We start from the raw sequence: 19,740 nt of genomic DNA, 5'->3' as shown, positions 1-19,740 counted from the left end.
TCTATGTTTTATATATATCTTTGCAAATCGAAATTGATATTTGAAATAAATGAAGACATTTGAAGAATTAGGCGTCTCTTCCGAAATACGGAAAGCGATTGAAGAGATGGGATATGAAAACCCCATGCCAGTGCAAGAAGAAGTTATTCCGTATTTGCTTGGTGAAGGAAATGACGTCGTCGCCCTTGCTCAGACAGGGACAGGAAAAACAGCCGCTTTTGGTCTGCCGCTGCTCCAAAAAATTGATGTGAATAAAAGAGTGCCTCAGGCTCTCATATTATGCCCTACCCGAGAATTATGCCTACAAATTGCAGGCGATCTAAACGATTATTCTAAATATATTGATGATTTAAAAATACTTCCTGTATATGGAGGCTCATCTATAGAGAGTCAAATTAGAAGTATGAAAGCGGGAGTACACATTATTGTAGCTACTCCAGGAAGACTTATTGACCTTATTGAGCGTAAAGTAGCCCATCTAGAGACAGTAAACAATGTCGTAATGGATGAAGCTGACGAAATGCTTAACATGGGATTTACCGACAGTATAAATTCTATTCTTGAAAAAGTTCCTGAAAATAGGAATACATTGATGTTCTCGGCTACTATGAGCCCAGAGATTTCAAGAATAGCTAAAACTTACCTTCATAATGCCAAAGAGATTACAATAGGTACAAAGAATGAGGGTAGCAAGAATGTTACACATACTGCATACACTATTCATGCAAGAGACAAATATGCAGCCCTGAAACGTATTGTTGACTTCTATCCGCAGATTTATGGTATAATATTCTGCCGTACCCGTAAAGAGACTCAGGAAATAGCAGACAAGTTAATACAGGATGGATATAGTGCAGACTCACTGCATGGTGAGCTTTCACAGGCTCAACGTGACCTTGTAATGCAGAAATTCCGTCAACACCATTTACAGCTGCTTGTTGCTACAGATGTTGCCGCACGTGGACTTGATGTGAATGACCTTACTCACGTTATAAACTATGGCCTACCTGATGACACTGAAAGCTATACACACAGAAGTGGACGTACAGGACGTGCCGGAAAGACAGGTATATCTATCGCAATCATCAACCTTCGTGAAAAAGGTAAGTTACGTGAGATTGAAAAGATTATCAACAAGAGGTTTAATATCGGTCAGTTACCTTCTGGAAAAGATATTTGCCAACAACAGCTTATCAAGGTTATTGATGACATTGAAAAGGTAAAAGTTGATGAAGATGAGATTGCATCATTCCTACCAGGTATCTATAGAAAATTCGAATGGTTGTCAAAAGAGGACCTTATAAAGAGAGTTGTATCCAGTGAGTTCAACCGCTTCCTCGACTACTACAAGAATGCTCCAGAAATTGAAGCTCCAAACTCAAGTGACAGAGGTGACAGAGGAGATAGAGACTTTGCTAGAAAAGATAGAGGAACAGACCGCGATAAAAGTGCAAGAAAAGCTGAAAATGGATACACACGTCTCTTCCTAAACCTTGGAAAGATGGACGGATTCTATGCAAATCAGATTATTGAGCTTATTAATCGCAACATGAAGAAGCAGCGTACAAACATCGGTAGAATAGATTTGATGAAAAACTTCTCATTCTTCGAGGTTGATGAAAAGCAAGCTAATTCTGTTGTAGAGTCTTTAAATGGTGTGAACTTCAACGGCCGTAAGGTAATTGTTGAAGTAGCTGGAGAAAATACAGGAAAGAGCGATAGAAGCGGCCATAAACGTTCTGACTCATCAAGAAGGGATGACGATCGTGGTCGTAAACCAAGACCTTCACGTGAAGATAGAGGCTATACAAGCTCAAGAGGGCCAAAAAAACAACGTCAGGAAAAAGAATCAACTGAGTTTAAAGAGTCTAATAAAAAAGATGATTGGCAACAGTTCTTCCCAAATAACGACGAAGGCTTTGCACGCAGAAAGAAAAAATAGTATAATCTATACAATAACAAAAAACTCGAGCCATAATGACTCGAGTTTTTTATTTATAAATGTTGAAGACTATTTAATTCGGCTCAGTCATTATTCTTTATTTAATAATAAGTTTCACTCTTTTGGCATTAAGTCTGGCCTTTATCCAATCGCTGATTTTATTCTGTTGAGATTTAGAAGGAACTTTCTTAAAATTTAAAAGTGCAAGGGTTACTGTATCAGCCTTAGCAGAGTCAACAGATAACTCTATAGTTTTAGCAAATGCAAAAGATGTGACTTCAGGATACAACACCTTTATCTCGGCTCCTACGTTCTTCTTAACAAAATTGTATGCAGAGAATGCATTAAGTTCTTTCTGTAATGAGTCAATTTTTGACTGCTGCTGTATGATCCTCTGCTCACTGTTCCTATAGAAATCCTCCATAATCATTGATTTCATCATTCCGACATCGATATTATTCTGATTGAAACCCTGAAGTACAACAAGAGATGTTCCTAACAGTTTATATTTTTTAAGCTGGTCTTTAGCTATTGCTATCTGTTCATTAGTAACCTCTTTTCCTATAAGAACAATCTGTATTCTCTTATCTTCATACGATATACTCTTTTCTATTATCAGAGTGCCTTTAAAGTCAAGAACATCCGTTACAAAGTTGTCTGCAGCTGTTGTATATATTGTCTTCTTAACAAGTCCGTAAGTAAGATAAATTGCAGGGCTCATGGTTATTACAGCAACTATCAATATATATTTCTTTACCTTTTTCTCACGTTCATGATTAGCATAATCCAACTTTTTGAACTTCATAACCCTTACTCCAATATATGTTGCAAGACTTATAAATACAGAATTGATAAAATATAGATAGAATGCACCAAGAAAATAGTAGATATCGCCTGTAGCAAGTCCGAAACCTGCTGTACAAAGCGGCGGCATTAAAGCTGTAGCAATTGCAACTCCAGGAATTACATTCCCTTTATCTTTGGTAAATAGAGCTACTATACCGGCAAAACCACCAAAAAAAGCTATCATAACATCATAGATAGTAGGTGAAGTGCGCGCTAAAAGTTCTGATTGAGCCTCATCTATTGGAGTTAGATAGAAATAGAGGGTTGATGTAAGCACACTGAAAATAGTTGCTACCAAAAGGTTCTTCAAAGATTTCTTAAGAAGATCGAAATCACCTATTCCTACAGAAAGACCTACGCCCATAATTGGGCCCATCAGAGGAGATATCAGCATGGCACCAATGATAACCGCCGTAGAGTTAACATTCAGGCCTAGAGAAGCCACAAAAATAGCAAATATAAGAATCCAAAGAGTAGCACCTTTGAACACAACGCCACTTTTTATACCTTCGACAGTCAATCTTTCATCTTCCGGAGACTTAGGTATACGCAAATAACTATTCACTAATGCCCTTATTCTAGGCATATTTATTAATTCATGGCCCGTTCCGGTTTTTAATCTACTCATAATCTATCTCTTTAAAAACTCCTTCTTTACAATATATCCGGCAAAGAGTGCCAGTAATATAGTACGAACAATCAGCAAAAGCAAAATGTTCTCGATAGGAAGTATCAAAGATATAAAATATATAGAAATTGCTAAAAAGGTATATATACCAATAGACTTCAAATCGTAGTTTATAGGATATTTCTTTTGGCCCACTATGTAAGATAAAGTCATTGCAACAGCATATCCGGCAAAACCTGCCCAAGCACATGCCATGTAACTATATTTAGGAATAAAAATTACATTGATTAATATTAAAACAAAACATCCGGCAAAAGAGAAGTAGGCTCCCCATTTTGTCTCATCAATAAGCTTATACCAGAATGACAGATTAAAATATATACCCATAAATATCTCTGCCATCATAACTATTGGAACCACCTTCAAACCGGCCCAATAATCAGGAGCTAGAATATATTTTATAACATCAAGATATAGTGATACAGTAAGGAATGCCAACATAGTAAATATGATAAAGTACTTCATAGCATCAGCGTACAATTTCTTGCTATTTTTATCTTTACTCTTGCCAAAGACAAACGGCTCATAAGCATATCTGAAAGCCTGAGTCATCATTGCCATTATCATAGCTATCTTACTTGAAGCACCATATATACCTAGTTCAACTTTAGCTTGATTTGGATCAGGATAGACGTGAGGAAAGATGATTTTATCAACTACCTGATTCAAGATTCCAGCTACACCTAAGATAAGTATAGGGAAAGAATAGCGCAACATCTTTTTCATCAAGGCCTTATCAAATCCTTCTGCAAATTTTAGCTGTGGGACAAGCAAAATCATTATCACACCTGTACAAATAAGGTTGAAGAAGAATGCATAAAACACATCACTTCCACCAAGGAATACATAGTAACATAAATTAATCGATATATTGAGAAAAATGAACAAGAGCTTTAAAGAAGCAAATAGTATCGGTCTCTTCTTATATCTTAGATAAGCAAATGGAATAGCCTGGAAAGAATCCATTGCAACTACTATTGCCATCATACCAATATACCATGGATGATCATGATAGCCCATTACATTGGCTATTTCCTGCAGGAAAACCATACACACCGACAAAAATATCAGTGTTGTAGTAGCTATCATTATAAGTGTTGTGGAATATACTTTTGCCGGATTCTCACCCTCTTTGTTTACAAATCGGAAGAACGTGGTTTCCATACCATAAGTTAAAATAACCATGAGAAGTGCTGTCCATGCATACACCTCTGTAACTATTCCATAACCTCCGGAAGCAGCCGACATTGCAGCTGCATAAATTGGTACTAACAGATAATTTAGGAATCTTCCTACGATACTGCTCACTCCGTAAATGGCTGTATCTTTAGCCAATGATTTTAGTCCTGCCATTATATTTCGTCAAATAAATTTCGTTGACTTGAATATATGCTTCTTCCAAGATGAATATATGCAAGTTCTGTTGCCTCTCTTCCTCTAGGGGTACGTTTCAAGAATCCCTCTTTAATAAGGAAAGGTTCATACACCTCTTCTATAGTTCCAGGATCTTCGCCTAATGCAGTAGCTATAGTAGTTATGCCAACAGGACCACCCTTAAACTTATCAATTATAGTGCACAATATCTTATTATCAATCTCATCAAGCCCATACTTATCAATATTTAGTGCTTCTAGAGCAATCTTAGCAATATCGATATCAATTCTACCTGAGCCTTTTACTTGTGCAAAGTCACGCACTCTACGTAACAATGCATTAGCAATACGTGGTGTACCACGACTTCTTGAAGCAATCTCACCAGCAGCATCAAAATCACAAGGGACCTTCATTATAGTTGCTGATCGACGTATAATCTTAGTAAGTATATCGTCGTCATAATACTCAAGATGAAGATTGATGCCAAAGCGGGCACGTAGTGGCGCTGTTAGCAGACCACTTCGAGTAGTTGCCCCAACAAGGGTAAATGGACTCAAATCCAACTGGATACTTCTTGCCGAAGGCCCTTTATCAATCATAATATCAATACGATAATCCTCCATTGCTGAGTAGAGGTACTCCTCAACCACTGGACTAAGGCGATGAATCTCATCAATAAATAGTACATCATTAGGTTCCAGACTGGTAAGTACTCCTGCCAGGTCACCCGGCTTATCAAGTACAGGTCCTGATGTCACTTTAAATCCTACACCAAGTTCATTCGCTATAATGTTGCTTAGTGTTGTTTTACCAAGTCCGGGAGGGCCATGTAAAAGCACATGATCCAGAGCTTCAGCTCTAAGTCTGGCAGCCTTCACAAATATACGGAGATTATCAACCACCTTATCTTGTCCACTGAAATCGTCAAAGTTCAATGGCCTTAAGGCATTTTCGAAATCCTTCTCTTTTCCTCCGAATTGTTGCTCGTGTATATCGAATATATCTTCCATAATTACTATTATGTGGCAAAGGTATAAAAGAAAAATAAAGTAGTGAATTACAACCTAAAAAAATAAAAAGAGGATTACTAATACTTATTAGTAATCCTCTTTCTTGAATAAAATTAATAATTAGTTATTCATTACTTTTTCATTTGGCTCTTTCAGAGTCAGGAACCATTTCCCATCTACTTTCACCGGATTCATCATAAATCCAATTGTGTTTGGAGTCTTATCATCCGGACTATTATGCTTAAAGAACTCTATCTGATATTTCACATCATTATTTGCTTGATCAATAAAAGCATAATACTCTAACTTATAGTCTAGAACAGGAAAAAGTTTGAAATTTTGTCGCAATTCTTTCTCTTTAGAATCTGGCACTCTAATCAAAGAGTCATTCCTTATTACATAGAGCATTTTAATGGCAGCATCAACATTTCCCACTTTAAGAGTATCCATGCATGCATTCGATAAGTTTAAAATGTCTAATGTGTCTTGAGCTGTAAGTTCACTTATAAACTTCTCATGGGCAGTAGGTGCCTTCTCCTTCTTCTGCTCAGAGCATGCTGATAACATAATTAGAGCAAAAATTGCTAAATAAAAAAAATGTTTTTTCATATATGTATCATTATATAAAACAGGTGTACATAACTGCACACCTGTTTTTATATCATTTCAATTACAAATAAGTATTAGTTACCCAATGTTCCTTTTACAACAACGTCAGCATAAGTATTAATATCACCCCAAGTATAAGAGAATACTACAGGAATACGTAGATTAAATGTCTGAACATTATTTCCATTGTTTTCATATTTAATCTTACCCATTGCAGTAACAATAGCATTATAAGTAGCTAATGTACCTGCTGCAGCGTTATTATAAGCTGCTAAGTTAAATGTAGTACCAGTTGCTGTAACATTACCGGCAGCATTTAGCTGAGTCAACTTAATCAAAGAAGTCTTTGAAGATAATAGAGTTGAAGCAATATTACCACCACTTAAATCAGTTGTAACTTTTGCAAGGTCAACGGTTACCTTATTCAATCCATAGAATGCATACAACCAGCAGTTAGCATAGTTAGTACCATCTACGAATTTAACATCACGCCAATCGTTGAAACTGAATATTTTAGCGATATCAATAGAAGAACCATTAGCCTGAGCATCAACAAATTCTCCAGTATTATTTCCAATTGGATCTATTGGACGAATAAAGTATGCAGGATACTCTCCATTATTCAATGCAAATGCAATATTACAGCCTGTATAAGCACAGATACCAATTTTTGCAAAATGAGCAGCAGCATTATGTCCGTATGCATTAAGCAAAGTCTTAGAAACATCGTTATTTGCATAAGTTATATTACCTGTAGCTTGGTCAATTGTAGCAATTGCAACTGGAGCATCTGTACCCTTAGCAGCAAATAATGTAGTGTTAGTATAAACACCGGCATCTGTTCTAAGTGCATGTGCTAAAGCATTATCAAGAGTTACATCATAATTAACATTGGTCCATAGATCTTTAGCCTTAGTATTACTTACTGATAAAGTATATGTAATTCCATCAACAACAAGCACATTCTGTGTTGCAGCGAAATAGTATTTATATCCACCTGCAAGATTTGCTGCAGCCTCTGTTGCAAAAGTGGCAGCTGTATATGATGGGAAACCTGTAGCAGGAGCATTAAACTTAGGAACATTTTGCTCCCATACCTGATCTAAGTCTACTACATAACTTGAAGTATTTCCATTGTCTATAGGGAACTGAACATTAAGACGAGTATTTGTAAGATTATTATACCAATAATTTGTCAGTTTAGTAACAACAGAACCCTGAGGTTTTTCAATTGTTACAGTCAAAGGCATATAAATTGGTGCATTAGCTGTAGTACCTTGTTTGCTGACATATCTTACATATATTGTAACAGAATGATTTGTTTTCTCATAAATCTTCTGTTGTTCATCTACAGGAATATTCCATGTAAGTACTGAGTTTGTAGTTCCAGTAGGATTTGGATATTCAGTAACATCTCCATATATCTGTGCTGTAGTAGCAGGAGCATATTTCCCAGTTGATGTATTTAGAACAAACTGGTTTGCATTTCCAATAGCATCAACATCAAACATATATAAAGCATCGAATTCAGCTTTAGATTGAACAGCAGCTTTTTCAAGTAGCTGATATGAAATTTGTGACCATGTCAAACCTAAATCAAGAGCATTACAGCCAAATGGCTTATTATTGAAATTAAACTCATCTGTAGTAATTGTGCCTACCTGTTTAACAATCTCAAGTTTAATAAATCCATATACAACAACTCTATTTTGAGAGTCAAGAATACGTACCCTTACTAAAGGGCGTTTTCCTACAGAAGAGATACCTTGTTGACTAATAGTCTCTCCAGAAGCATTAACTATACGAGGTAAAACAACTCCATCTTCAAGAATAGCATACTTACTATCTGATGTTGCATTTGTACCTGTCTTGTATTGAATTAACGAATAATCATATTTCAATCCATACTTAGATTCATCACCATAAGCCCAAATTCTATGTGTTCCACCCTTTGATGTCTTTGAATTAGAGTTGTAATGTAGATTAAGCTGCTCTTTTAAATCAAGTGAACCATTATAAGGAACCTGAAGAGTTGGAGCATTTCCTATTGCAGTCTGAACTGTCTTAAATAGGGCATCTGGATTTGTTGAAACTGTACAATTCAAAGCTACAACTGCAGGATCAGTATATCCTAAAGACTGTGGAGCTACAATTGAAGCATATAACATTGCATAATCAGAAGTGATTGTAGTATCTTTATCACCACTCTTAACTACTGCCTGAAGGGCCATAATATTAGCTTTATTTGCTGCTGCGGAAGAAGGAGTTCCTTCCAATGTACCAGTAGCAATATCTTTACCTATAGCTTTAAAGCCTACAGGAATAATACCATCTTTTGGAGCTTTTAGGTCTTCAACAGTTGGATTTGCAACAGATGCTCTTGAGATAGCCTCTACATCTCTAGATATAAATGAAAGATTCTCTTTTACAACTTTTGCACTTGATGGATTCATGTGATAATTAATATACTCAATAGGGTTATAATAATCACTATTATCATTAACATAATTCCACTCCTTTGGTAAAGTTTCTATAACACAGTTAACATAATTCTCGTCATTATATGTAGTTACAGTACTAGTTCCCTCTTTTAGATATGTATATGCCATGTATGGATACTCTATAGCCTCTATACCATTAACAAAAAGATCTGATTGGAATACCAGTGACTTAAGAGTCAGCATATCGTTCAATCCAAAAGATACAGATTGGTTTTTGTACATTATAGTATAACCAACAACTGATCCGTTAGCATCCTTATAATCCTTAATTGAAATTACACCTTCAGAAGGAATTACAACAGCTGTCTCTTTTCCATTATACAAAACTTTTCCTGTATTTGCATCAACAGTTAGTTAGATGGGTCAAAAGATGCAACTGGCTCCGGAGTAGGGAATGTGATTTTGCCTGAAGAGACAACTGTATTATCTTTTAACAGTGAAACTGTTCCATCAGCACTAACAGTGATTGAGTAAGTAGGAAGATTTTTTGCAATAGTGTAAGTTACACTAGAATTATTACTATCCACTACTGTAAGGACTCCTGTAGAAGAGTCATAAGTAACAGATTTAACAAATGAGCCAACCTTAGCCTGTAGGTCTGTAAGGCTAGTTGCTATCTTATCTATTTGACCTTGTAGGTTATCGATGTCATCATCATAATCCTTACAAGACTCAAATGTCACTGTAGAGGCAACCATAAAGGCACCTAACAGAATCGCACTTAAAAATTTTTTTCATGACTAGAAAACTTTAAATTTATAAATTTAATTGACTAAAAATATTTCGTTAAATTTCATCCTTATCTTCAGCATTCTCGGATATTACATATTGTAGAGGAGTGATACCTATAACTTTCTTGAAGGCTACATAAAATACACTTCTCGATGTAAAGCCACACTTTTTAGGAAGTTGGCATATCGGCTCTCGCTCAAAATCTAATAGATACTTAGCATGCTCTACGCGATACCTGTTTATGAGATTCTTCAGATTACATTTAAAATATTTATTGATAACATTCGATAGATAGGTAGTATTAGTTCCTACAATGTGGCTTAACTTAACAAGGTTAAGTGATGGATCTAGATATACCTTTCTTACTTCAAAATTGTAGACTATACTTGTATAAAGATCACTATCACATCTTCTTCCAATTTTATCTCCACTCTCAACCAATTTATTCCATTCATTCCTTGCACTTTTGACTACCTCCTCTTTTGTTTTAGTTAAGAATGTATCATAAGCACCATCCTTTTTTTTACTTTCTGATTCCATCGGCCGGTTTTGTTTAAATCCTTATTCGACGAACAAAAATATCTTAATATCTTAATCAACCAAAAAATTTATATGAATTTATTTATAAATATTAGGATATTTTTAAAATGTAGGATTTTTCTGTTACTTTTTGGTTAAAATTGAGGATAAATCATAAAAGCGACACAGGCGTTATACAAGTAGCGCCAATTTATATTTTAATTAAACTATTGATTTCCTGTTTTTTATATTACCATTAAAAATATATGCAAATTATTTATTTAAAAACACAAAAATATAAGCCCACCTTATTTTACGATTTAAGACAAGATAATTTCTCAATTTATAAATGGTTTAATATTGATATACCTCAATTAAAATGGCTTTTACAATTAATAAATTAACATTTTATAGTGTATAAATGGAAGAGTGATTGTATATAAATATCATTTGGCTATATCAGTTTTCTTTACAAGATTATTTGTCTGTCGCAGATTGAAAAAGTATAATAAAAGTCCATGGTATACAAAGTTTTTCTCTTTATATACCATGGACTAGATATACTGATATAGCTTCTACTTAATAGAAATAACTATATAGGATTAAAAAATATTATTTACTCAGTTCTCTGGATTTTTCTCCTAGATAACCGCCGTGATGGCGCTTGCTGTACTCTTCAATAGTAAAACCTGTACGTCTCATTGTCTCTACAACAAGAATATCACCTATTACAGTCATTACAGTAGTAGATGTAGTAGGAGTCATACCTAAAAGACAAACTTCATTAGGATGACCTGTAAGTAGACAAATATCAGATTCTTCTGCAAGAGGACTTTCAGGATTGCTTGTTATTACTATATACTTCAGTTCCGGATTAAGTGTATGAGCCAACTTTGTCAGTTCAACAATCTCCCTAGTCTTTCCTGAATTAGATATCAGAAGTAAAAGATCATTCTTTTGCAACACTCCTAAGTCTCCATGTTGAGCTTCACTTGGATGAAGAAATACTGATGGTATTCCGGTAGAACAGAAAGTTGTTGCAATATTCATAGCAATTTGTCCAGCTTTACCCATTCCAGAAGTAACAAGTTTCCCATTTTTATTGTGCACCTGCTCAACTATAAGCTCAACAGCTTTCTCGTAGGCATCAGTAATAGGAATATTTTTTACTGCTTGCGCCTCTTTCTCGAGTAATTCATTTATGGATGTCAGCATAATAGATTATCAATATGATGTCGTTTTAGTTAGTCTACAAATATCTGCATTTTTTGATGAACAGCAATAACTTTTATTGTATTTTTGTGATTACATATATGAATAAGAATTTAAAATGATATCGTACAATATATTCACTCTTACAAACGGTCTTAGGGTAATACATATACCCAATAATTCGGACGTAGCTTATTGTGGTTTTGCTGTAGATGCAGGTACCCGTGATGAGTCAGAAAATCAGGAAGGAATGGCTCACTTTGTTGAACATATGATCTTCAAAGGGACGGAAAAAAGACATGCATGGCATATCTTGAACAGAATGGAGAGAGTCGGCGGAGAGCTTAATGCATATACTAATAAAGAGGAGACGGTAGTATATAGCTCTTTTCTTAAAGAAGACTTTGAGAGAGCTGCTGAACTGCTTACAGATATTGTATTCCACAGTACTTTTCCACAGCAAGAAATAGAAAAAGAAGTAGAGGTTATTTTAGATGAGATTCAGAGCTATAAGGACGATCCTTCTGAACTTATATTCGATGATTTCGAGGAGTTGCTTTTCCCTTCTCACCCTCTTGGTAAAAACATCTTAGGTAAACCTGAACTCCTAAGGAAGTTCAAGAGTAATAATGCTAAAGAGTTTACGTCAAAGTTATACCGTACCACAAATATGATTTTCTTCGTTCAAGGGAATATCGATATTAAAAAGGTTAAGAGAGTCATTGGTAAATTGACAAACGACATACCTCTCCTACCTACATATAAGATAAGATGTAAGCCGCTGCCATATCTCCCAATAAAAAAGATCTTATCAAAAGAGACTCACCAGGCCCATATCATGATAGGCAGTCGTGGATATGACGCATATAATGACAAGCGTACCGGTCTATATCTGCTAAACAATATGTTGGGAGGACCTGGTATGAACAGCAGACTCAATGTAAGCCTGAGAGAAAAGAGAGGATTGGTATATAACGTAGAGGCAAATCTCACCTCATATACAGACACTGGGGTATTCTGTATCTATTTCGGATGCGATATCCACGATATTGACAGATGTATATCAATTACAGAAAAGGAACTCAAAAAGCTACGTGATAACAAACTTAGTTCATCACAATTGGATGCTGCAAAGAAACAGATTATAGGACAGATAGGAGTAGCTAGCGACAACTTCGAGAATAATGCTCTTGACATCAGCAAATCATTCCTCCACTATAATAAAGTAGAACAGCCTGAATCTATTTTCAAGAGAATAGAATTGCTCAATTCAGAGACTCTTCTTGATGTAGCAAACGAGATGTTCTCAGAAGACTATCTTTCTACACTGATTTATAAATAACTTATACTCTTTATGAAATCAATATTAACCTTAATAATCGGAGCAGGATTATCCATATCTACACAGGCACAGAGTCTTGATATTTGGTTCGATAAGCCAATGTCGGCAAATGAAATCTGGGAAGAGGCCACTCTTCCTATAGGAAATGGCAGCATCGGTGCTAATGTTACCGGAGGGGTATCGAAAGAGGTACTTACTCTGAATGAAAAGAGCTTATGGAGAGGTGGTACAAATACTAAAGGAGGAGCCACTCACTACTGGAACGCAAATAAAGAGTCTGCGAAAATATTACCCGTAATACGTGAAGCTTTCAGCAAGAACGACCAGAAAAAAGCTGAACAATATACCAATGAGAACTTCAACGGACTTGTTGACTACGAGAGTTCAAGAGAACCGGAATTTCGTTTCGGCTCGTTCACAACCTTAGGTAGAGCAAACATAGTTACAGGATTAAGGGAAGGAGCTTATACAGACTACAGACGTTCACTCTCTCTTGACTCTGCAGTGGCAACGGTAACATTCATACAAGATGGAGTTAAATATAAGAGAGAGTATTTTGCATCATATCCCGACAGCATAATTGTTATGCGCTTCAGCGCTGATAAACCTGGTAAACAGAATCTAACATTCTCGTATGCAACTAACCCGGAATCTAAAGGTGCTACCGAGAGCGACTCCCCTACCTCGATTCTTTATAAGGGTGCACTGACAAATAACGAGATGGAGTTCGCTATTAGAGTGAAAGCAATCACTAAAGGTGGATATCTGAAATCTGAAAGAGGGCTAATAACAACAAAGGATGCCGACGAGGTAATATTTATACTATCGGCAGATACGGACTACAAGATTAATTTCAACCCAGACTTCAAAGACAACAAAGCTTATGTGGGAGTAGATCCTGAAATCTCTACAAGAACAATTATGGGTGAAACATCGAAGTTCTCATATAAGGAGCTTTTATCTCATCACATGAGTGATTACAAGAGACTCTTCGAAAGAGTAAATATCTCCTTGAATCCAAATGCTCCGATGGCATTGCAGTACCCCGCTACCACCGACCTCCCTACTTACGAGAGATTGGAAAAGTATAGAAAAGGGTATGCCGACTACAACCTTGAAGAGCTATATTATCAGTTCGGCCGCTATCTTCTGATAGCCTCATCGCGTGAAGGTAACCTTCCTGCAAACCTTCAAGGAATTTGGTCTGAAGGAATAGATGGCCCATGGCATGTCGATTACCACAACAACATCAACCTCCAGATGAACTATTGGCCGGCTTCATCGACAAACCTAAATGAATGCATACCACCTCTTATAGATTTCATTAAAACACTTATCAAACCAGGAGAAAAGACAGCTAAGGCATATTTCGGAGCAAGAGGATGGACCGCATCAATATCAGGTAACATATTCGGATTTACATCTCCACTTACTGACAAAAATATGTCATGGAACTTCAACCCTATGGCAGGACCATGGTTAGCTACTCATGTATGGGATTACTACGACTATACACGTGACAAGAAGTTTCTGAAGGAGACCGGTTACAATATCATAAAAGAGAGTGCCGATTTCACTGTCGACTATCTATGGCGGATGCCTGATGGCAAATATACGGCAGCACCATCTACCTCCCCTGAGCATGGCCCGGTAGATAAAGGAGCAACCTTTGTACATGCCGTAGTGCGTGAGATTCTTATGGATGCAATAGATGCCTCTAAAGCACTTGGGATAGACAAATCTAAGAGAAAAGAGTGGCAGAATGTACTCAACAACTTAGTACCATACCAGATCGGAAGATATGGCCAAATTATGGAGTGGTCGGAAGATATAGATGATCCAAAGGACAATCACCGTCATGTAAATCATCTTTTCGGACTTCATCCGGGACGAACAATCTCACCTGTAACAACTCCAAAACTTGCAGAGGCATCAAAGATTGTACTTCAGCATAGGGGTGACGGTGCCACAGGATGGAGTATGGGATGGAAACTTAATCAATGGGCTCGTCTGCATGATGGAGACCATGCATATACCCTATTCGGCAATCTGCTTAAGAATGGCACTATGAATAATCTTTGGGATACTCACCCACCGTTCCAGATAGATGGAAATTTCGGAGGAACTGCAGGTGTTACTGAGATGTTATTGCAGAGCCATATGGGATTTATCGACCTTATTCCTGCACTTCCTAAGGCATGGAGCGACGGTGATATCAACGGACTTAATGCTAGAGGAAACTTTGAGGTATCAATCAAATGGGAAAACAATCACCTTAATTCTGCAACAATATTATCACGTTCAGGAGGAGATTGTAATATAAGATACAATGGATATAAGCTCAAAATAAAGACAAAAGCTGGCAAGAGCTATAGGATTACCTTTGATAATAAAAAAGGGCTTAAAGTCTCTTAAAAATAGTGCACAGGGAATATTTATATCCCAACGACATAAATTAAGGTTCGTCAGATTGCACCAGCTAAGTTGACTGTATAAAAAATAGTCTATTCTAATACAGATAATAATGTTTATCTCTCTTAGAATAGACTATTTATATTTAATACACTTCTTGACAAGTATAATAAAACCAAAGCATAATTCATAAAGCCAACTAATTATTTCTCAGCAAAAAGAGGATATCCCTTATATCTACAACAGAATATGATTCTGTTATTGAAATCAAAATAACCAGAAAGATCGGCTTCATATTGATTACTGAATGACATAGGCTATTTTTCCCTCTGCTATGCAATGCTCTATTATTTAGAGAAATGTACACTCAATTTCCCCAAAGATAGCCTTGCATGTATCACGATTGATAAGGAAACATTTAATTAATATGTATAATGAATCAGGAAGTAAAAGAAAAATGTGTAAAGTCTTTTTAGGTATAGTCAAAACCATTAATAAAAATAGTATAATCAAAGTCAACAAGTTTTATAAATAAGACAATAAAGAGTCAACTTTTATAGTTAAACTACATCGTAAAGCGTAATGTATTTCACTCAACAGCTGAAAAGTATTCACTTCACAGCTGTGAACTATATAATCTTCAGTGAAGTTTATTCAATCCACATATGTAGAGTGAAGAAAGAGTGGAAAAGTGTTATAAAAAAAGGCATGCTAGATGAAGCATGCCTTAGCATATAATGGTATAAGTTTCCGTTATCTTATACTGTCCCTTAAAACTATTAGGCTTTCAGGACCCATATTGAAAAGAAGATCAGCTATACTTAGGTTAGGCAGGAAACCGAATCTATCCTTAAAGACCTGATAATATGGTTTAGGGATGAAATCAGTGTCGAATGTTGAAAAATCACGTTTTGGATGAATGGTTTCACGGAAATCATCTATCTGATCACCATTCATTGAATATGAATCTGTATACAATATCTCAGGCTCTATATCAATAAACGAGCATACCATATTGCAAATCTTATCGTTAAAATCGATTAGGAAAGGGTATTTCTTCTCGTAGAAAGGAGCAAAATAATCTGCATAGTATTCAAAGAATGGGCTATTCTTATATGCAGAGACTAAAGCATTCCAATGCATATGGCGCCAGTTTCCATGGTCAGATATACGGATATCCTTAACCAATTGCTTAGCTGTTTCACCTTTCTCAGTTGGTATAGTAAGTGACAAAGGGCCATCGGCTGCAGCAATTATACAACGATTCCTATATGTCTGTTTTATATAATTGTCATATCTCTCAACATAGATATTCTTATATGCAAGAAGCTTTGTATAGTATTCTACGGGAGCTAGATAAGCCGTGGAGAGCAATATTTCAGATTTCATCATTCTACTTTTTTAAACAGTCTACCTCTATCAGGTGACATCACAACATACTCGGCTTTGCCAATAAGATGGCTCTGAGGTACAAACCCAAAGAGTCTGGAGTCACAGGTATTCAGAGGGTTATTTGATGTTATCCAGTAATAATCATCTTCAAATATATAACTCTTTGAGTATCTGCCATTGACAAAAAGAGAGTCATTACGGACATAGGCAGGCTTTTTCTCATGGTGAAGTATAGTATTGCACATTAGAGCTACATTCCAAGGATATACATCTACTTTAACGCCTTTAGCAGGTATGACAAAAGAGTGAACAGAGTTAATCCTGTTAAACTCTTTTACAAGAGGTTCAAGTACAAAATCTTTTGGTAAGTACTTCTTTAGAATATAATACTCATATACGCTGAAGCTACGAATGAATCTCTTATCCCCATATCCGGCGAGTTGGTTATTCTTAATTCCCAGATGCTTAATTAATGCAACTAACGTATCTTCGGCTGAAGGAAGATATGAATAGAGCATTTTCATGTCAGGACTAATCTTCTTATAGTTTGTAACAAGGTACTCATTGTCCAGCATCAAAGTGTCTCCAGGAGTTCCTACACATCTGCCAATAAAAGTCTCCCTTCTCCAAACACTTCTGTAAGGATCGGATGGACTTGGATTATTGAAGAGGAGGATATCTCCTACCTTAGCTCTCTTACTTAATATACGTTCAGTAGAGAAAGGTACTCTAAGCCCATAGCTCCATCTGCTTACAAGGATTTTCTCGCCCTTATAGATGGAGTTCTCCATTCCATCAAAAGGAACGGTGCAAAGAGTAACCGCAAGTACATTTACTAAAAGTACTGTAATTGCGGCTATAATTGCAGCTTTAATCCATATAGGTAGACGTGATAACTTCATTATCCATAATCTACTTTATATTATCGACTAATGAAAAAATACGATTCCAACGAATCTTGCCATCGAATAATTTACGATCAGGGTCAAGAGAAATCCATACAAATATTGGTTTTCCTACAATATGATCTTCAGGAACAAATCCCCAATATCTTGAATCTGCTGAGTTGTGACGATTATCTCCCATCATCCAATAGTAGTCCATCTTAAATTTATACTTACCTGTCTGAACACCATTGATGTATATTTTACCATCCTTAACCTCCAGCTTATTTCCTTCATAAGCGTGAATAGCTCTTTCATAAAGAGGAAGATTATCTAGAGTAAGATTGATTGTTTTACCTTTCTTAGGTATCCATATAGGACCATAGTTGTCGGCACTCCAACCTGTGACCTTGTTTAGTGGATAAAGACCTTCTGTATCATCATTATTAAAATCAGAAATGCTTTTAACAATATCCTTGCGCTTAGCTAGAGCATCTTTAGCCTTCTTTGTCAGCGGGATATTATAGGTCATATCTTGAGGTGAGAAATATGACAAATCCTCTTGGCTAATACCTAGATCATGAGCAAGATCATCAGTGATAACACTATTTACCTTAACCAAATAACGGTACTGAACATTATCAGGCTCTTTATTTGCTTTTCCATCCAGATAAATAATTCTATTCTTAACCTGAAGAGTCTGTCCAGGAAGTCCTACGCATCTCTTAACATAGTTCTCACGGCGATCTACAGGACGATATATCACTTTGCCATAATCCTGAGAATGTTCATCAATATATTTCCTTCCAAGATTATAGTAATAGTCGAATACGATACGTTCATGAGCTGCATCCATACCCTCCATATTAATAGGATTTGAAATCCCCTTGCCGGCTTGATAGCAGATTGAGTAAATATCATTTGCAGGGAGACTGGTTACAACAGTATCACCAGCAGGGAAATTAAATACTACAATATCATTAAGTTTAACGTTTCCAAAACCTTTTACTCTCTTATAGTCCCATTTAGGTATTCCAAATAAGATTTGGTATTAACTATAGGCAATGTATGCTGAGTTAGCGGCATGTGAAGAGGAGTTTGAGGCACACGAGGTCCATAACTAATCTTGCTCACAAAGAGGTAATCACCAACTAAGAGAGATTTTTCAAGTGATGATGTTGGTATGACATAGTTCTGGATGAAATAATCATTAACAAAATATACAGCTATCAGTGAAAAAACTATAGCATCAACCCAACTCATAACAGCTACGAAGGCACGATTTTTAGATTTTCTCCACCATGTCCAACGGATTTTCTTTGTTATGTATATATCAAATATAAACGGGACTACTATCAGCCCTAACCAGCTCTTAAGCCAAATAATAAAAGCAAGCCATAATGCAAGCATTATGCCGAACTTAATCCATTGTTTTCTTTCAGCTATTATCATAATTAGAATTGGAATAAATCATTCATACCTAAAAATCCTTCATGAGCAGCAGTATATTCAGCTGCCAAGACTGCTCCAAAAGCTAGTCCATTACGATTCTTTGCATCGTGAGTTATAGATATCATATCAGAATCAGAATTATATGTTATGGTATGTATACCGGGAACCTCATCACGACGTACAGAACTAACACTTATCTCATCTGGCTTACATTCTGTCGTACCGCTTAAAGTTCCGTCTGGTGCTAACAATGTACCCATCACCCATTTATCCTTACGAGTAAGGTTAGAAATAATATCTTCTGCCAATGTTATTGCAGTACCACTTGGAGCATCAAGTTTATGGATGTGATGAGTTTCAACCATTGATACATCATATCCAGGATAATTATTCATGATTTTCGCCAGATATTTATTTACTGCAGAGAAAATTGCAACACCAAGACTGAAGTTTGAAGACCAAAAAAGAGTCTTTCCACCATTTATACATAAGTTTTTTATCTCATCACCATGCTTGTCAATCCATCCTGTACTTCCAGAAACAAGTTTTACTCCAGCATTGAATGTCTTGACATAGTTATCATAGGCCACCATAGGGTTGGTGAATTCTATCGCAACATCGGCAGACTTGAATCTTTCAGAATTAAATTCTTCCTGATTATTGATATCGATAATGCTTACTATTTCATGACCACGAGAAAGAGCGATCTTTTCTATCTCTTTTCCCATTTTTCCATAACCTATTAATGCAATTTTCATATTTTCTGTATCTATTTTTGTTTACAAAGATAACTATTTTCAATATAAACAGTTATTTTTGTTACAG

At 36.0% G+C, this 19,740-nt stretch carries 14 protein-coding genes and 1 pseudogene; 3 read left to right on the top strand and 12 right to left on the bottom strand.

The features are described 5' to 3' along the window. The first annotated feature begins 49 nt into the window (after positions 1-49). Complete coding sequence (locus JCM15092_RS00735) at positions 50-1,942, top strand: DEAD/DEAH box helicase (RefSeq protein ID WP_024992982.1); 1,893 nt, start codon at positions 50-52, stop codon at positions 1,940-1,942. 97 nt (positions 1,943-2,039) lie between these two features. Here the strand turns inward: JCM15092_RS00735 and JCM15092_RS00730 are convergent, their stop codons facing one another. From JCM15092_RS00730 to JCM15092_RS00700, 8 genes are all read right to left on the bottom strand, one after another. Continuing rightward, positions 2,040-3,416 carry a TIGR00341 family protein gene (locus JCM15092_RS00730; RefSeq protein ID WP_024992981.1) on the bottom strand — a complete coding sequence of 459 codons (1,377 nt, stop codon included), beginning with the start codon at positions 3,414-3,416 and terminating at the stop codon, positions 2,040-2,042. 3 nt (positions 3,417-3,419) lie between these two features. Next, entirely contained in the window at positions 3,420-4,829 is a 1,410-nt protein-coding gene (locus tag JCM15092_RS14480) for a lipopolysaccharide biosynthesis protein (RefSeq protein WP_034541377.1), read from the bottom strand. Beyond that, positions 4,829-5,860 (bottom strand): Holliday junction branch migration DNA helicase RuvB, encoded by a 1,032-nt coding sequence (ruvB, locus tag JCM15092_RS00720; protein ID WP_024992980.1) that lies wholly within the window; start codon positions 5,858-5,860, stop codon positions 4,829-4,831. Before ruvB ends, JCM15092_RS14480 begins: the two co-directional genes overlap by 1 nt. 120 nt (positions 5,861-5,980) lie before the next feature. Then, a complete protein-coding gene (locus JCM15092_RS00715; protein WP_024992979.1) occupies positions 5,981-6,427 on the bottom strand; it encodes a hypothetical protein in 447 nt (148 codons plus the stop codon). Positions 6,428-6,543: 116 nt separating this feature from the next. Further along, positions 6,544-9,294, bottom strand: a complete 2,751-nt coding sequence (locus tag JCM15092_RS14475; protein WP_235782240.1) for a hypothetical protein — start codon at positions 9,292-9,294, stop codon at positions 6,544-6,546. Positions 9,295-9,320: 26 nt separating this feature from the next. Further along, the gene (locus JCM15092_RS17365) at positions 9,321-9,668 is read right to left on the bottom strand and encodes a hypothetical protein (RefSeq protein ID WP_034541375.1); all 348 of its coding nucleotides are present in this window, start codon (positions 9,666-9,668) and stop codon (positions 9,321-9,323) included. 88 nt (positions 9,669-9,756) lie between these two features. Then, the gene (locus JCM15092_RS00705) at positions 9,757-10,242 is read right to left on the bottom strand and encodes a helix-turn-helix domain-containing protein (protein WP_024992978.1); all 486 of its coding nucleotides are present in this window, start codon (positions 10,240-10,242) and stop codon (positions 9,757-9,759) included. A 591-nt stretch (positions 10,243-10,833) separates the two neighbouring features. Then, complete coding sequence (locus JCM15092_RS00700; protein ID WP_024992977.1) at positions 10,834-11,436, bottom strand: SIS domain-containing protein; 603 nt, start codon at positions 11,434-11,436, stop codon at positions 10,834-10,836. A gap of 115 nt (positions 11,437-11,551) precedes the next feature. Here JCM15092_RS00700 and JCM15092_RS00695 point away from each other — a divergent pair, with 115 nt between their 5' ends. Together JCM15092_RS00695 and JCM15092_RS00690 are read left to right on the top strand one after the other, a co-directional pair. Then, entirely contained in the window at positions 11,552-12,775 is a 1,224-nt protein-coding gene (locus JCM15092_RS00695) for a M16 family metallopeptidase (RefSeq protein ID WP_051532441.1), read from the top strand. Positions 12,776-12,787: 12 nt separating this feature from the next. Beyond that, on the top strand, positions 12,788-15,190 hold the full coding sequence (locus tag JCM15092_RS00690) for a glycoside hydrolase family 95 protein (protein ID WP_024992975.1): 2,403 nt from the start codon (positions 12,788-12,790) through the stop codon (positions 15,188-15,190). Positions 15,191-15,940: 750 nt separating this feature from the next. On the opposite strand, the gene JCM15092_RS00675 is transcribed toward JCM15092_RS00690, so the two are convergent. From JCM15092_RS00675 to dapB, 4 genes and pseudogenes are all read right to left on the bottom strand, one after another. Further along, on the bottom strand, positions 15,941-16,576 hold the full coding sequence (locus JCM15092_RS00675) for a WbqC family protein (protein ID WP_024992974.1): 636 nt from the start codon (positions 16,574-16,576) through the stop codon (positions 15,941-15,943). Beyond that, complete coding sequence (lepB, locus tag JCM15092_RS00670) at positions 16,576-17,481, bottom strand: signal peptidase I (protein ID WP_024992973.1); 906 nt, start codon at positions 17,479-17,481, stop codon at positions 16,576-16,578. Before lepB (JCM15092_RS00670) ends, JCM15092_RS00675 begins: the two co-directional genes overlap by 1 nt. 10 nt (positions 17,482-17,491) lie before the next feature. Next, positions 17,492-18,915 (bottom strand): annotated as a pseudogene (gene lepB / locus JCM15092_RS14465) (signal peptidase I). A gap of 2 nt (positions 18,916-18,917) precedes the next feature. Continuing rightward, positions 18,918-19,673, bottom strand: coding sequence for a 4-hydroxy-tetrahydrodipicolinate reductase (gene dapB, locus JCM15092_RS00660; RefSeq protein ID WP_024992972.1), 756 nt, complete (start codon positions 19,671-19,673; stop codon positions 18,918-18,920). Positions 19,674-19,740 lie beyond the last annotated feature (67 nt).

Source organism: Phocaeicola paurosaccharolyticus JCM 15092, assembly GCF_000613805.1.
In the GTDB taxonomy this organism is placed as follows: domain Bacteria; phylum Bacteroidota; class Bacteroidia; order Bacteroidales; family Bacteroidaceae; genus Phocaeicola; species Phocaeicola paurosaccharolyticus.
This window is presented reverse-complemented; position numbering and strand designations above follow the sequence as displayed.